11 protein-coding genes are annotated in these 14,778 nt (G+C 64.3%); 8 read left to right on the plus strand and 3 right to left on the minus strand.

Annotated elements, in window-relative coordinates:
* The first annotated feature begins 213 nt into the window (after window positions 1-213).
* Window positions 214-1,857, plus strand: a complete 1,644-nt coding sequence (gene mqo, locus VA602_RS24215; protein WP_323454559.1) for a malate dehydrogenase (quinone) — start codon at window positions 214-216, stop codon at window positions 1,855-1,857.
* A gap of 244 nt (window positions 1,858-2,101) precedes the next feature.
* Here mqo and VA602_RS24220 read toward each other — a convergent pair whose 3' ends face one another.
* From VA602_RS24220 to VA602_RS24230, 3 genes are all read right to left on the minus strand, one after another.
* Window positions 2,102-5,527 carry a hypothetical protein gene (locus tag VA602_RS24220; protein ID WP_407682534.1) on the minus strand — a complete coding sequence of 1,142 codons (3,426 nt, stop codon included), beginning with the start codon at window positions 5,525-5,527 and terminating at the stop codon, window positions 2,102-2,104.
* A gap of 200 nt (window positions 5,528-5,727) precedes the next feature.
* Window positions 5,728-7,050, minus strand: coding sequence for an APC family permease (locus tag VA602_RS24225; protein WP_112897678.1), 1,323 nt, complete (start codon window positions 7,048-7,050; stop codon window positions 5,728-5,730).
* A gap of 138 nt (window positions 7,051-7,188) precedes the next feature.
* On the minus strand, window positions 7,189-8,013 hold the full coding sequence (locus VA602_RS24230) for a carbon-nitrogen hydrolase family protein (RefSeq protein ID WP_323454560.1): 825 nt from the start codon (window positions 8,011-8,013) through the stop codon (window positions 7,189-7,191).
* Between the two features lie 177 nt (window positions 8,014-8,190).
* Between VA602_RS24230 and VA602_RS24235 the strand changes: the two genes are divergently transcribed.
* The 7 genes from VA602_RS24235 (at window position 8,191) to VA602_RS24265 (ending at window position 14,758) form a co-directional block, all read left to right on the plus strand.
* On the plus strand, window positions 8,191-8,976 hold the full coding sequence (locus tag VA602_RS24235; RefSeq protein ID WP_054892881.1) for a helix-turn-helix transcriptional regulator: 786 nt from the start codon (window positions 8,191-8,193) through the stop codon (window positions 8,974-8,976).
* 413 nt (window positions 8,977-9,389) lie between these two features.
* Window positions 9,390-9,554: a hypothetical protein gene (locus VA602_RS24240; protein WP_172964786.1), complete on the plus strand. Its 165-nt coding sequence runs from the start codon at window positions 9,390-9,392 to the stop codon at window positions 9,552-9,554.
* 111 nt (window positions 9,555-9,665) lie between these two features.
* Window positions 9,666-10,595 (plus strand): SctD/MshK family protein, encoded by a 930-nt coding sequence (locus tag VA602_RS24245; RefSeq protein WP_323454561.1) that lies wholly within the window; start codon window positions 9,666-9,668, stop codon window positions 10,593-10,595.
* Window positions 10,596-10,603: 8 nt separating this feature from the next.
* Complete coding sequence (locus VA602_RS24250; protein WP_186708430.1) at window positions 10,604-10,966, plus strand: hypothetical protein; 363 nt, start codon at window positions 10,604-10,606, stop codon at window positions 10,964-10,966.
* Window positions 10,966-11,301: a type III secretion apparatus assembly chaperone SctY gene (sctY, locus tag VA602_RS24255; RefSeq protein ID WP_371105658.1), complete on the plus strand. Its 336-nt coding sequence runs from the start codon at window positions 10,966-10,968 to the stop codon at window positions 11,299-11,301. The genes VA602_RS24250 and sctY overlap by 1 nt, the downstream gene beginning before the upstream one ends.
* Window positions 11,298-13,439 carry a type III secretion system export apparatus subunit SctV gene (sctV, locus tag VA602_RS24260; protein ID WP_323454562.1) on the plus strand — a complete coding sequence of 714 codons (2,142 nt, stop codon included), beginning with the start codon at window positions 11,298-11,300 and terminating at the stop codon, window positions 13,437-13,439. Before sctY ends, sctV begins: the two co-directional genes overlap by 4 nt.
* Before the next feature lie 59 nt (window positions 13,440-13,498).
* Window positions 13,499-14,758 carry a type II and III secretion system protein family protein gene (locus VA602_RS24265; protein ID WP_370671064.1) on the plus strand — a complete coding sequence of 420 codons (1,260 nt, stop codon included), beginning with the start codon at window positions 13,499-13,501 and terminating at the stop codon, window positions 14,756-14,758.
* Window positions 14,759-14,778: the final 20 nt, after the last annotated feature.

The following is a 14,778-nucleotide window of genomic DNA, read 5'->3' on the forward strand; positions in this document are numbered from 1 at the left end:
CACCTTGACGTTCCCGCCGCCAATTTGTTTGTGCTGGCGTTTCGGTTACAATCCGCAATCGTTTCAGCCGACCCAGGTCAATCAGACCAATGGCTGAAGCGTGTAAGGGTTCTCTGGCTGCTGAACAATGATCACAAAAAGCCTGCGCTGAAGAACAAGAAACACCTGGGCCAGCCACAGGCCCCCCTCCGTTCTACTGACTGGAAGTGATCAATGTTCAAAAAAGCTGGCAAGACCTTGCTGGGTCTGGCTGTCGCGGCGAGCTTCATGCAAGCGCACGCCGACGACGCCAAGAAAGTCGATGTGCTCCTGATTGGCGGCGGCATCATGAGTTCGACCCTGGGCGTATGGCTCAGCGAACTGGAGCCGAGCTGGTCGATGGAAATGGTCGAGCGCCTGGACGGCGTCGCCGAGGAAAGCTCCAACGGCTGGAACAACGCCGGTACCGGCCACTCCGCGCTGGCTGAGCTGAACTACACCCCGATGGACAAGGACGGCAAGGTCAACATCTCCAAGGCGATCGAGATCAACGAAGCCTTCCAGGTGTCGCGCCAGTTCTGGTCCTGGCAGGTTCGCCAGGGCGTGCTGAAGAACCCGAAATCGTTCATCAACACCACCCCGCACATGAGCTTCGTCTGGGGCGACGACAACATCGCCTTCCTGAAGAAGCGTTACGAAGCACTGCAGGCGAGCCCGCTGTTCCGCCCGATGCAGTTCTCCGAAGACCACGCGCAGATCGCCAAGTGGGTCCCGCTGATGATGGAAGGGCGTGACCCGAACCAGAAGCTGGCCGTGACCTGGACGCCGATCGGCACCGACGTCAACTTCGGCGAGATCACCCGCCAGTTCGTCGGCCACCTGCAGACCCGCGACAACTTCAAGCTGAAGCTGTCCAGCGAAGTGCAGGACATCACCCGTAACAAGGACGGCTCCTGGCACGTCGAGTACAAGAACCTGAAGGATGGCAGCACCTCTGCCACCGACGCCAAGTTCCTGTTCATCGGTGCCGGCGGCGGCGCCCTGAAGCTGCTGCAGAAGTCGGGCATTCCTGAAGCCAAGGAATACGCAGGCTTCCCGGTGGGCGGCTCGTTCCTGGTGACCGAGAACCCGACCGTTGCCATGCAGCACATGGCCAAGGCCTACGGCATCGCCTCGACCGGCGCGCCACCCATGTCGGTTCCGCACCTGGACACCCGCGTGCTGGACGGCAAGCGCGTGATCCTGTTCGGGCCATTCGCCACCTTCTCGACCAAGTTCCTGAAGAACGGCTCGTACCTGGACCTGCTGAGCAGCACCACCCTGCACAACGTCTGGCCGATGACCAAAGTGGGCATCGAGCAGTACCCGCTGGTCGAGTACCTCGCTGGCCAGGTGATGCTGTCGGATGACGACCGCTTCGAAGCCCTGCGCACCTACTTCCCGAACGCCAAGAAAGAAGACTGGCGCCTGTGGCAGGCCGGTCAGCGCGTGCAGATCATCAAGCGTGACGAAGAGAAGGGCGGCGTGCTGAAGCTGGGCACCGAAGTCGTGGCGTCCCAGGACCGTACCATCGCCGGTCTGCTGGGTGCTTCGCCAGGCGCCTCGACTGCTGCGCCGATCATGCTCAACGTGCTGGAAACCGTGTTCAAGGAGAAGGTCGCTACGCCTGAGTGGCAGGCCCGCATCCGCGAAATCGTGCCGAGCTACGGTACCAAGCTGAACGATTCCGCTGCTGCCGTGCAGAAAGAGTGGAACTACACCGCTGAAGTGCTGCAACTGGAGAAGCCGCCGGTCATCGACCAGAGCGTCGGGACCAGCACCGGTGTCGAGTCGACCGCACCTGCCGAGAGCAAGGCTGCCAACGACATGGCGCTGTAAGCTGCCTGAGGAAATGGCCTGTCGCCTGACAGGCCGTTGCCTGAAAAGCCACGAGAATCGCCGCAGGCGGGCTCGTGGCTTTTTTGTGCCTGGTTACAGTGCTTTGTGGCGGCGAGTCCCTGTGGGAGCGGGGCTTGCCCGCGAACACCGGCGAAGCCGGTGCCATTCACCGCGGCGTTCTTTTCGCGGGCAAGCCCGCTCCCACAAAAGCAGCGCAGGCCCCTGTGGGAGCGCAATCAGTGGCTCAATGATCCACGTGCAACTTGTCGTCCAGGCGGTTGCTCGACGAGCCATTCTTCTGCGGCGTCTCGTCGAAATGCTTCCATTCGGCCTCCTGGAAGCGGAACAGGCTGTCATCCTCCGGCGCCTCGCGGTCGCCGTAATGGTGGATCGAGTAGTGGGCATACTCGACCTTGTCCGCCCAGTCGCCCTGCAACAATCCATCGGCCGCCAGGTCCCGGTACCAGTCGTTTTCCTTCTCGCTGGCCTTCTGCCGTTTGTTGTGGTCGACGAAGTAACCGATGATCCCGCCGATCACCCCCAGCACCACGCCCACCAGGAAGAACGGCCCGGTCAGCGCTGCGGCCGTGCCTGCACCGAACAGGCTGGCAGCACCGAGTACACCGGCCGAGGCACCGAAGGCACCGCCGGCGATCTGCAGGCCACCGGAGGCCTTGGCCAGCGGATCGCCATCCTTGATCGCGTTCTTGATGGTGAAAGCCCCCAGGACGATGTCGGCGAAACCACCGGCAAGGTCGGTGGCCGGACCCAGTACCTTGATGACCGACCCCGCAATCTTCGCCGCCTTGCCCGGTGGTAGCTTGACCGTGCCGGAGGCTGATACGGCGTCCTCCAGGCGCTGGGTAATGCCGCCATAGGCGTTCTTGGCGGCGTTGGCGTTGCCCGCGCCGTCACCGAGCACGTCGGAAAAGTCCCCGAGCTTGCTGCCGGGCAGGGTGTCGAGCGCTTCGGCGATCTTGGCCTTGGTGCTGGCAGGCAGCTCGCTGAGCTTGAATTCGAACTTCGGCTCCTGGATCCCGCCCTTGCCCCAGATCTCCGGCAGGGTCTTGTCCAGGCCGAGGAAATCGACCAACCCGCTCTTGCCGACCAGCCCGCCGATGGCATCGCCGACCTTGGCGAAGTGGCTGCCGGCGCCGGCAAAACTGACGAAGTCCTTGGCGATCGACAGGCGTTGCTGCCAGGTCTCGCCCAGCTTGCCGCCCTGGCCGACCAGTTGATAGATGCCCGAGAACAGGTTCACCCCGGCACCCAGCGTGCCGAGGATGCCCTTGCTGTTGAGGGCGCTGAACACCTCGCCGAGGGTGCCGCGGTCGGCAATCGGCACATAGGGCTTGGACAGCACGGTCTTCAGGTCGGCCTCGCTGATGCTGCCCTTGGCCATGTCGATCTGCGACAGCTCTTCGAGCACCTTGGTGACCACCGAGGACTTCTGCTTGCCCTGCAGTCCCTCTTCGAGAAACTTCTCGATGACCTCCTGGGTGCGCCGCGGCATGTCCAGCAGCGAGCCCTTGAGCACACTCTTGAGCAAGCCGAACAGGTCCTTGGTGGCCAGCTCCTTGTTCTCGTCGGAAATCTTGCTCGGGTCGCCGACCAGGTCATTGAGGTCGCTGGTCAGGCCGTCGGCCTGGATCGACTGGGCCGCCTTGGTCGCCGCCTCCGGGTCGAACAGCGACAGCGCCGACAAGGTGCTGTTGAGGTCTTCCTTGGCCTCGTGGTCCTTGCCCTGCTTCTGCAGGTCCTTGAGGTAGGCGATGTAGTCGGGGTTGTTGGTCAGGTCGAGCAGCTTCTGCTTGACCTCGTCCTTGTTGGGGATGCGGTTGAGCGCATCGTCCATCTTCGACTTGTAGTCCTTCTGGATGGTCTCGTCGGCGAACAGGGTGCTGATCTGCTCCTTGAGCTTGCCGCCGTCGATGATGTCGTGCATGTCGGCGGAGGTGAGCTCGGTCTGCTCCTTGTCGAACACCCGCCATGTGCCGCCGAAGGCGCCGGGCTCTTCCTCGTAGCCGGTGATGCCGCGGCCGTTCTGGTAGGCGGCCTGCGCTTCGAGGGCGCGGACCAGCTTGGCGCGCGGGTCGTCCTTGGCGATCGAGCCGTCCTGCACGCCCTTGCGGTAGCTGTCGAGCAACTCTTTGGTAGCCAACTCGCCCACGGTCAGTTCGGGCGAGGACGCATCCTTCTCATCGGCCTTGACCCCGGTCTTGAGATTGAGCGCATCGAGCTCTTCGCGCGGTGGCAGGTTGTACTTGCTGCGGGTCTCATCGACCTCGCCCTTGGTCCAACCTTCCCACTTGCCGACCACTTCGTCGTATAGCTGAGGGCTCAGCTCCTTGGAGACGATGAACTTGCCCTCGTCGGTCTCGAAGCGGATCAGGCCATCGCCCAGCTCGTCCGGCGAGCCGAAGGACATGTCCTTGTTCTTGAGAAAATCGTTGGGGCCGGCGAGCTTGTAGCCCTCCTTCTCGCTGTCGTGGATCTTGCCCCAGGTGTCGTTGGCGGTCGCCACCTGCTTGAACAGCTCCGGCGAGATGTCGCGCGAGACCACGACCTTGGTGCCGTCGTGGGTTTCGTAGGTGAGGACATTGTCTTCCTGGCCGGTGGTCCAGCCGAAGCCCTTGTAGTCGTTCAGGCCCGGGGCCTGGGTGTTGGCATCGGCCAGCACGGCACCGTTGTCCAGTGCGGTGCGGATGTCGCCAGCCTTGGCCGGGTCGCTGTAGACCTCGTGCAGGCCGGCCAGGTAATCGAACAGCTTGGGGTTGTCGTCGCGGGCGACCACCACTTTCTCGCCATTGTGTTCGTAGCGGATAAGGTCCGGGCCGACCTCGTCGCGGGCACCGATGGCCGTGCCGTCGAAGGGCGGCCAGACTTCATTGTCGGTGGCGCGCCGGTAGCCGTCGGCTTCGCTGGCCTGCAGGCCCGAGAGGCTGTCATAGGCACTGGCGGCGGCCTTGTACAGCTCGGGATTGTCGCGCTCGGACACCACGTACTTGCTGCCATCCTGGGGCTCATAGCGGATCACGCCTGGCCCGACTTCCTCGGCCGGGCCCACGGCGCGGAAGTCGCCAAGCGTGCCGGGTACCTGCTGGTCGGCGCCGGCCCATTGGTAGCCATCGGCGATACTGCTGTTGATGCCCGAGAGTGCCTTGTAGTCCTGCGAGACCTGTTTGAACAGGTCCGGGTTGTCCTGCTCGGCGACGATGTAGGCCTTGCCGTCCGCGGTCTGGTAGCGGATCAGCCCGGGGCCGACTTCGTCAGCGGCACCGATGGCCTTGTAGTCAGCGAGGGTGGCGGGGGCCTGGGCGTCCTTGCCGAGCAGTTCGTAGCCGTCCTGCTTGCTCTTGGCGATGGCCTCCAGTGCCGGGCGGGCCTCGACGATCTGTTGGTAGAGCTTGGGGTTGGTGGCCTTGCTGACCAGCACGGCGTCGCCTGCGGTCGTCACGTAGCGCACGGTGTCGGCCCCCTGGGCGCCGGGGGCTTCGATCGAGGCCAGCTCGCCCAATGCGGGCATCTGCTCGTCGGGCTTGGCGCTGCGGTAGCTGTCGGCGTTGCGCTCGCTGTTGGCGAGCAGCACGCGGAAGGCGGCGGCGGGCTTGTGGTCGCGTGGCTCTGACAGTTTGATGTCGGCGCTACGGGTGAGGGGGCTGGTCGACATGCCGTGAAACTCCTTTCGTCGGGGCAGAAAGGGCGCAAGGCGTGTCAGCGTTGCTGGACGCTCGGCGACCCTCGAGGCGGCTCGACGGTAGCAGAGCAAGATGTAAGCAAAGGTTTCAGTGCACGGGAATTCACAACGTTTTACGGCAGTGAAAGGCCTGTGGGGCGGGCAAACCCGCCCCACAGGCCGATGCGATCCGATCACGCTTCTTCGAAATGCATCTCTGGCGGCTGCTTGCTGAACCCACCCGTCAGCACGGCCAGATACAGGATGCCCGCCGCCAGCCAGGCCAGGCCCAGGTAGATAGCCAGGTGATCCAGGCTCACCATCAGCCACAGGTCTGCCCCCAGACCGATCAGCGGGAACACCAGGAACAGCAGCACCGCGCGTGGCCCGCGTTCGCCACGGCCGATCCAGTAGTGGAACACCACCGACAGGTTGACCAGGCTGAAGGCCAGGAAGGCGCCGAAGTTGATGAACGAGGTGGAAGTGGTGACATCCATGTGCAACGCCAGCAGCGCCACCACGCCGCACAGCACGATGCTGCCGACCGGGGTGCCGAAGCGCTCGCTCAGGCGCCCGAAGAATGCCTTGGGCAGTACACCGTCACGCCCCATGGCGAACAGCAAGCGCGAGGCGCTGGCCTGGGCGGACAGCCCCGAGGTGAACTGACCGACGATCAAGCCGACCAGGAACAGGCTGACGAACAGGTCGCCACCGATGTTACGGGCGATCTCGTAGGCCGCCGAGTCGGCGTTTTCGAACTGGGTGGAGGGGTGGGCAAGCTGCACGAAGTAGCTGGCGGCGATGAACAGGAATCCACCGATCAGGGTAATCAGCAGGATTGCCCGCGGGATGTTCTTGCGCGGCTCGTGGGTTTCCTCGGTCAGGGTACTCACGGCATCGAAGCCCAGGAACGAATAGCAGGCAATCGCTGCACCGCTCATGATCAGCGGCAGTTGCACGCCTTCCTTGAAGAACGGCTCAAGCGACCACAGCGGTTTGCTCGCGTCCCCCAGCACATAGTGGATCGCCAACACCACGAAGGCCGCCAGCACCAGGAACTGCACCAGCATCAGCGCGCCGTTGATGTTCTTTGCCAGGCGCAGGCCGACTACGTTGATCGCCGTGGTCACGCCGATGAACGCCAGCACCCACAGCGCCTGTGGCACGGCGGGGAAGGCCGAGTGCAGGTAGGCAGCGCCGATCAGCCAGATGGCCATGGGCAGGAACAGGTAGTCGAGCAGCACGCCCCAGCCGGCCAGGAAGCCCAGTTTCGGGCTGATCGACTTGCGCACATAGGTGTACGCCGAGCCCGCCACCGGGAAAGCGGCGGCCATGCGCCCGTAGCTCAGGGCGGTGAACAGCATGGCGACGGAGGCAGCGAGGTACGCAGAGGGGACCACGCCGCCAGTGGTGTCGGCGAGGATGCCGAAGGTGCCGAGGACGATGATCGGGGTCATGTAGGCGATGCCGAACAGCACCACCGCACTGAGCGAAAGGGTTCGCTTGAGTCGGGCCATTACTGCTTACTCCAGATTATGTTTGTTATGCAGAGTCGAAATCGACGCAAAAAATGGCATCCCTTGCCCGTCGCGGGTCAGCGCTTTGCAGTCTGCGTGACCCTCAGGATTGTTGAGTTCCCTATAGATGCGGTGGTGTCAGCGGTTATCGATGACCAGCTCGCGCAGGCCGTTATCGTGCTCGCGCACTTCACCCGGCAGGACGAAGCGGCGCTCGGCCAGGTAGCTGTAGTCGCGACGGGCAACATCCAGCTGCGCCAGGTCCAGTTCCAGCCCGATACGGCACTCCTCGCGCCCGGCTTCGCAGAGCAACTGCCCGTACGGGTCGACCACCGCGCTGCCGCCGGCGAACACCAGGGCGCCATCACCCTCGCCGACGCGGTTGACCATCACCGCGAATGCCTGGTTTTCCATGGCGCGGCCACTGATCGCGGTGCGGTGGGTCGGCCCGTAGGGGTCCATGTTGCCGTTGGTCACCAGGATCAGCTCGACGCCCAGTTGGCCGAGGGCGCGGGCGCTTTCAGGGAACTCGATGTCGAAACAGATCAGCAAGCCGACCCGCACCCCCTTGAACAGCGTGGTGGCGTAGCGGTCGCCCGGAGTGAAGATGCCGCGGTCCGACGCCCACAGGTGGGTCTTGCGGTATTTCAGGGCGATGCCCTCAGCGGTGATCAGCAGGGTGGTGTTGTAGAAGCGGCCGTCTTCCCCCGCTTCGGCCATGCCGACCACCACGCCGACGTCACGTTCGCGCGCTGCCTGTTGCACGGCGCGTACGCTGGGGCCGTCAAGGGGTTCGGCGAGGGTTGCGATGTTGTCTTCGCTGGGGAACCCCATCAGCTGGGTTTCAGGGAAGACCACCAGGTCGGTGCCGGCAGGGCAGGCGTGGATCGCCTCCAGGGTGCGGTTCAGGTTGTAGGCGGTGTCACCGTCGCGGCCCACCAGTTGCACGAGTTCGACCTTCATTGCTGTTCTCATAGACCCAATCTTTTATTGAAATGCCCGAGCCATGGCGGTGACATGACCGCACGGTGAAAAACGGTCAGAATGCGCATCGGACCGAGGCAAGGTTTGCCCGAGTATGCGTCGGGCACCGTATCGGGGGTAATTACGCCCACGTGGTAACCCAACAGGGGTAGAGGCATGAACCTTACGCTGCAGGACCTGGCCTGGCACCGCTCGGTCGGTCACCTGGTCGAGACGCTCGACAAGCCCGGCTTCTGGCTCGCCCTGGTGCGCCTGCTCGATCAGTATGTGCCGTTCGACAGCTGGGTGGCCTTGCTCTTCAGCAATGGTAGACCGCAAGTGTTCGCCGAGTGTCCTGGCGAGGACGGCGGGCCCGACCCGCTGTTCCAGGACTACCTCAAGGGCCTGTACCTGCTCGACCCGTTCTACATCGCCAGCCGCGAGGCGCCGGGCAGCGGCCTGTTCCAGCTGGCGGACGTGGCGCCGGAGTGCTTCGAGCAGACCGACTACTACCAGCGCTACTTTCGCCTGAACGTGGTGGCCGACGAGGTGCAGTTCAATGTCCAGCTCGAGAAGGAGCGCACCTTGTGCCTGTCGCTGGGGACCAAGGGGCGTTTCAGCGCCGAGCAGATCACCCTGCTCGACCTGCTGCGCCCCTGGGTGGCCGGGCTGATGCGCCAGCGCATGACGTTCGAGCGTGAATTACTGGAGCAGGCAACGCCACCGGCGCCACGCTGGCAGAGTCGCCTGGAGGAAACCGTCGAGGCGCTGCAGACACCCCTGACTGCACGGGAACTGGAAGTGGGGCGCTTGATGCTCAGTGGTTGTTCAAGCAAGGAAATAGCGCGCAAGCTGGCGATATCCGCCGAGACCGTGAAAGTGCACCGCAAGCACATGTACAGCAAATTGGGCATCAAGTCACAGTCCGAGTTGTTCTCGCTGTTTCTGCAGGCGCAAAGTTGATTGAGTTCACAGAAGTCATTATTTATCCGTTCATCCTGCCGCCTTGTAATATTTGCCCAGTAGTGCCTCCCGGGTGACTACGTTTGTTCGATAACTGAACTTCAATGCCGGCTGTTTCGACAGAAAAACAGCGCGTTTTACCCAATCCGAGACATTCCAAGGTATTCGGCCTTCCAGCTGAAGGCCTTGCTGTGCCTGGCTTGTAGCCTGTGTAAAGACGTTGCCTGGTGATTTGTATCAAGAGTTTTCCCAACCTTTCACAACGTTTCACAGCAGTGGCGAATATTCATTGCCTAACATGGGCCCCGTGTTGGAGAGCGACTGCCTACATCCCCTTCGGTCGCTGTCTTGCACGGACTTCTACCCGCCTCAAAGCGGCTTCTTATGAATCCCTATCCTGAAGGAGTATCACCATGAGCAACGTACCTCCAGCAAGCAGCGGTGGCGGCGCAGACGCAGCAATCGCCAAGATGGAAGCCACTTTCAACATGGCTATCGAGAAGTCGGCCCAGATCACCGAGCTGACCACTGCCAAGAAGGCTGAGCTCGACGCCACCAAACAGCGTCCGCAGAACTGACGTTGTGCCTTGCGGGCGGGGGTTGCTCCGCCCGCATGTCTTGCAACGACGCATTTTTCGGCAAGGGTCTGAATGGCCGTTGCCCGTGGTATTCACGGTGGTGCCCCGCCCATGACAGCCCTTACCGCTCTGGCCGCCGTCACCGGTGGCGCGACAGCCTCCAAGCCGGTACTCAGCGTCACCCAGGGTCTGCACCAGGGTGGCCGGATCAGTCTGGACGGCACCCAGTACACCTTCGGCAGCACACCTGATGCCGACTTCATTCTCAATGACCCGGGCGTCGAGCCCCGCCATCTGGTATTGCGCCTGGCAGACGGCAAGGTCGCAGTCGAGGCCGTGGGCGGCGAAGTGCGGGTCGAAGACCCGCAGGGGCGGGCGATCATCGTTCCGCTCGGCAGCGGTTATCGCGCTCAGTTGCCGCTGCGTATCGCCTTGGGCGAGGCGCAGTTGAGCCTGGAGCACGAACAGCCCGCGCGCGCCGCTGCCGCAATCGCACAGCCCCAGCACGCCTCGGCATTCACCCGCACCCACGTCGCGCTGGCGCTGGGCCTGATGCTGATCTGCGCCTTCGCCTACGCCATGCGTGGCGAGCCACCCAAGCCCCTGGCCGCCAACGTGACCCCCGTACCGCGCGCGCCGCAGATGCCTTCGCTGGCGCAGGCCCATCAATGGCTGGGGCAGCAGTTGCTGGCCAACGGCCTGGAAGGCGTACGGCTCAGCGAAGCAGGCGGGCAACTGGTGGCCGAGGGGCGCCTGGACCTGACGCAGAAGGCGCGCTGGCTCGCCGTGCGCCAGGACTTCGACCAGCGCTACGGCCAGCAGGTGATGCTGCACAGCACGGTCACCGCCCAGGCCGATGTCGCCCGTCCACGGGTGCGCTTCCAGGCGGTGTGGTTCGGCAACAACCCCTATGTGATCAGCGAAAGCGGCAAGCGCCTCTATCCCGGCGCGGCCTTGGCCGACGGCTGGATGCTGGAACGTATCGACAGCGACCAGGTGATCCTGGCCAGGGGTGAAGAACGCTTCACCCTGACCTTATAGGACCGAGCATGAGGATCGAACCGCGGCCATTGTTGCCGTCTTCCACCGAAAAGACCCCCTCCGTCGAGGCCGTACGCCCGCTGCAGGCGCGCCCCAACGCCCGCTTCGATGCGCTGCTGGGCAAGCGGGAAGTGGCTGGCCGCCGTTCGCTGCGCGCAGAGCTCGAGCAAGCCTGTGCCGGCGAGGAGATCAACCCGGACCTGTTCAGCGGCACCCGTGCGCTGGACCTGCTGCAGTACCTGCTGGACGAAGTCATGCCGTCGCTGGATGCCGAGCCGGAGATCCGCGACCTGGCTGAAGACCTGCTTCGTGAAGAGATCCACCTGCGCCAGTCCCTGGAGCAGCAACGCGCCGAGGTGCAGGAACCATGATGTCCCGCGAACGACACGACAGCATCGAACTGCTCAAGGGCCTGGGCGACCTCTACCGCCGCAGCGGTCAGCCCCAGCGCGCGCTGGTGATGCTGTTGATCGCCGCGCAGATGGCCCCCCAGGACGGCACGCTGCTGCGCTACCTGGCCATGGCCTTCACCGACAGCGGCAACGCCAGCCGCGCCCTGAACGCACTCGACCGCCTCACCGAGCAGGAAGGCGAGTCACCCGGCCTGTTGCTGCTGCGCAGCCATGCGCTGTGGCGCGGTGGGCGCAAGGACGAGGCGCGCCAGTGCTTCAAGCGCTACCTCAGTGCACGCAGGGCCGCCCGATGAGCCCGCTCGATCGCCTCAACGGCCTGGCGCGGGCGGCGTCCCAGCGCACCGACGTGATCATCGTGTCGTTCATGCTGATGGCCATCGCGATGATGATCATCCCGCTGCCGACCTACCTGGTCGACGGCCTGATCGGCCTGAACATCGCCCTGAGCATGCTGATCCTGATCGTCGCCTTCTATATCAACCACTCGGTGGAGTTCTCGGCGCTGCCGCCGCTGATCCTGCTGAGCACCCTGTTCCGCCTGTCGCTGTCGATCACCACCACGCGGTTGATCCTGCTGCACGGCGATGCCGGCCATATCGTCCAGGCGTTCGGTGACTTCGTCATCGCAGGCCAGGTGGTGGTCGGCCTGGTGGTGTTCCTGATCATCACCGTGGCGCAGTTCGTGGTCATCACCAAAGGTGCCGAGCGGGTTGCCGAGGTGGCCGCGCGCTTCACCCTCGATGCCATGCCCGGCAAGCAGATGAGCATCGACAACGACCTGCGCAACGGCGACATCGACCAGGCCGAAGCCCGTCGCCGTCGTTCGCGCCTGGAGCGTGAAAGCCAGATGTTCGGCGCCATGGACGGTGCGATGAAATTCGTCAAGGGCGACGCCATCGCCGGCCTGGTGATCCTCGCGGTGAACCTGCTGGGCGGCATGCTGATCGGCATGGTCGAGCGCGACATGCCGTTCGGCACCGCAGTGCACACCTATTCGCTGCTGACCGTCGGTGATGGCCTGATCGCACAGATTCCGGCGTTGCTGATTTCGGTGGCGGCCGGCACCGTGGTCACCCGCGTCAACAGCGACGGTGCCAGCGGTGACCTGGGGACGGAGATCATTCGCCAGTTGGGCGCCAGCCATCGTGCGTTGTTCCTCACGGCATTGATCCTGCTGGGCATCGGCCTGCTGCCGGGCTTCCCGGCGGCGGTGTTCTTCGTGCTTGCCGCAGTGCTGGCTGGCTCGGCGTTCTACCTCAAGCGTCGCCAGGCGGCCGAGCAGGCTGAGCCGGTGCAAGCGCCGGAGGCCGAGGATGAACCCCAGGTGCCAGCGGTGGAGGCCAGCGTGTCGGCGAGCAAGCCGCTCAACTGCCGCATCCTGTTGGTCATGGGGCCGGGCCTTGCGGCCAGTGCGCCGGAGCAGCCGCTGCGCCAGCGCTTCGAGGCGCTGTGCCACGAGATCCGTGGCGAGCTCGGCATCGATGTGCCCTTGGCCGCCGTGCATGTGGACGCGAAGAGTGCCGCCCAGCGCTTCGTCATCGAACTTGAAGGCGTGCCGGTGAGCGAAGGTGAACTGCCTGCCGATTGCCTGCTGCTCAGGGACGACCCGGTCAATGTGCAGTTGCTCGACATCCCGATGATCGAAGCCGACTCGCCCCTGGCTGCGCGCAGCGCCCACTGGATCGCTCGTGAGTACCAGGAGCGTCTGGAACAGGCGGGCATCGGCTTCATGCTCCCCGAGGAAGTGCTACGGGCGACGGTCGAGCGCACCCTGCGCCGCTACGCGGCCGATTTTCTCGGCATCCAGGAGACCCGTGCGCTGCTGGAAAGCATCGAGGGCAGCTATGGCGAGCTGATCAAGGAAGTGCTGCGCAACCTGTCGTTGCAGCGCATGGCCGAAGCCCTGCGCTACCTGGTTGCAGAGGGTGTGTCGATCCGCAACCAGCGCGCCTTGCTTGAGGCCATGGTCGACTGGGGTGGGCGCGATGCCGACGCCGCGCACCTGGCCGAGCACCTGCGCGCCGCCCTGGCCCGACAGATCAGCCACCAATATGCCGACCGCAACCGGGTGATCAGCGCCCTGGTGCTGGCGCCGGCTTTGGAGCAGCAGTTGCGCACCGGCATGCGCCGTCAGGACGGTGGCCGCGAGGCGATTCCCGAGCAGGTCAGCCGCGCCTTGATGCTGCAACTGCGCCAGGCCTGCGAGCGCCTGCCCGAAGACCGCTCCAGCGTGCTGCTGGTGCACCCGGAACTGCGCCGCCACCTGCGCCGCCTGGTGCTGCGTGGCGACATGGAGCTGGCCGTGCTGTCGTTCCGCGAGCTGGCCGGTGAATACAACCTGCAGGCCGTGGGCACCCTCGAACTTGGCGACACCTCTCAACGCCGCTCCACCAGCGGCGCTTCGGTCACTTCTCTGGCGAGTGCTTCATGATCGGTTCATCACGCATCGGCGCTGTGTTTCATTACCGTTTGTGCCTGGGTCTGGCCGGCATGCTGCTGTCGTTGCTGGCCTGCGCCGACGAGATCGCAGTGGGCAGCCACGGTCGCCTGGACCTGGCATCGGGCGAGGGCAGGGTGCTGCATTTCAAGGCGCCGGTGGCCTCGGTGCTGGTTGCCGAGCCGGGCATCGCCGATCTGCAAGTGGTGTCCGACGGGGTGATCTACGTGTTCGGCAAGGCGCCGGGGCAGACCAGCCTGATCGCCCTGGACGATGCGGGCAAGCAATTGGCGGCCTTGAACCTGTCGGTGAACAACGCGACCCAGAGCGTCAGCCGTCCGCTGCAAGACCTGCATCCGGCCAGTGGTGCGCAGGTCAGCGCGGTGGGTAACCAGCTGGTAGCCAAGGGCTTGGTCAGGGATGTCGGCGAAGCCAGTGACCTCAATGCATTGCTCGACAACCAGAGCCCGGTTCCAGCGGTCAACGCCGCGACCTATGCCGGTTCTGCCCAGGTCAACATCCGTGTGCGCTTTGCCGAAGTCTCGCGTTCCGAGCTGCTGCGCTACGGGGTGAGCTGGAACGCACTGTTCAACAACGGCACCTTTTCCTTTGGCTTGATCACCGGTGGTCGCCTCGCCGCCGACGCCGCCAGCGGTGCATCGAATGTCATCAGCGCCGGCCTCAGCTCGGGCAACGTCAACATCGACTCGATGCTTGAAGCCCTGCAGAGCAATGGCGTGCTGCAGATCCTCGCCGAGCCGAACATCACCGCCATGACCGGGCAGACCGCAAGCTTCCTGGCGGGCGGCGAAATCCCCGTGCCGGTGCCGGTCAACCGTGATCTGGTGGGCATCGAGTACAAGCCTTTCGGTGTCTCGCTGCTGTTCAGCCCGACGCTGCTGCCCAACGGCCATATCGCCTTGCAGGTGCGGCCCGAGGTCAGCAGCCTGATGGGCTCGGACACCACCGACGTCAACGGTTACCGGGTGCCGTCGTTCCGCGTGCGACGCGCCGATACCCGGGTCGAGGTCGGCAGCGGCCAGACCTTCGCCATTGCCGGCCTGTTCCAGCGCGAAAGCAGCCAGGACATGGACAAGGTGCCGATGCTCGGCGACATGCCGATCCTGGGCAACCTGTTCCGCTCCAAGCGTTTCCAGCGCAACGAGACTGAACTGGTGATCCTGATCACCCCGTACCTGGTGCAGCCGACCCGCGAGCGCGACCTGGCCACGCCCCTCGATGCCCTGCCGGGCCCTGCGACCGCTTCGGCGGGGCCACGCAGTGGCGGCAAGTTCGGCTTCTACATGAACTGACCGGGAGCGACCATGAAATC

This window comes from Pseudomonas machongensis, assembly GCF_034961125.1.
Classification (GTDB): domain Bacteria; phylum Pseudomonadota; class Gammaproteobacteria; order Pseudomonadales; family Pseudomonadaceae; genus Aquipseudomonas; species Aquipseudomonas machongensis.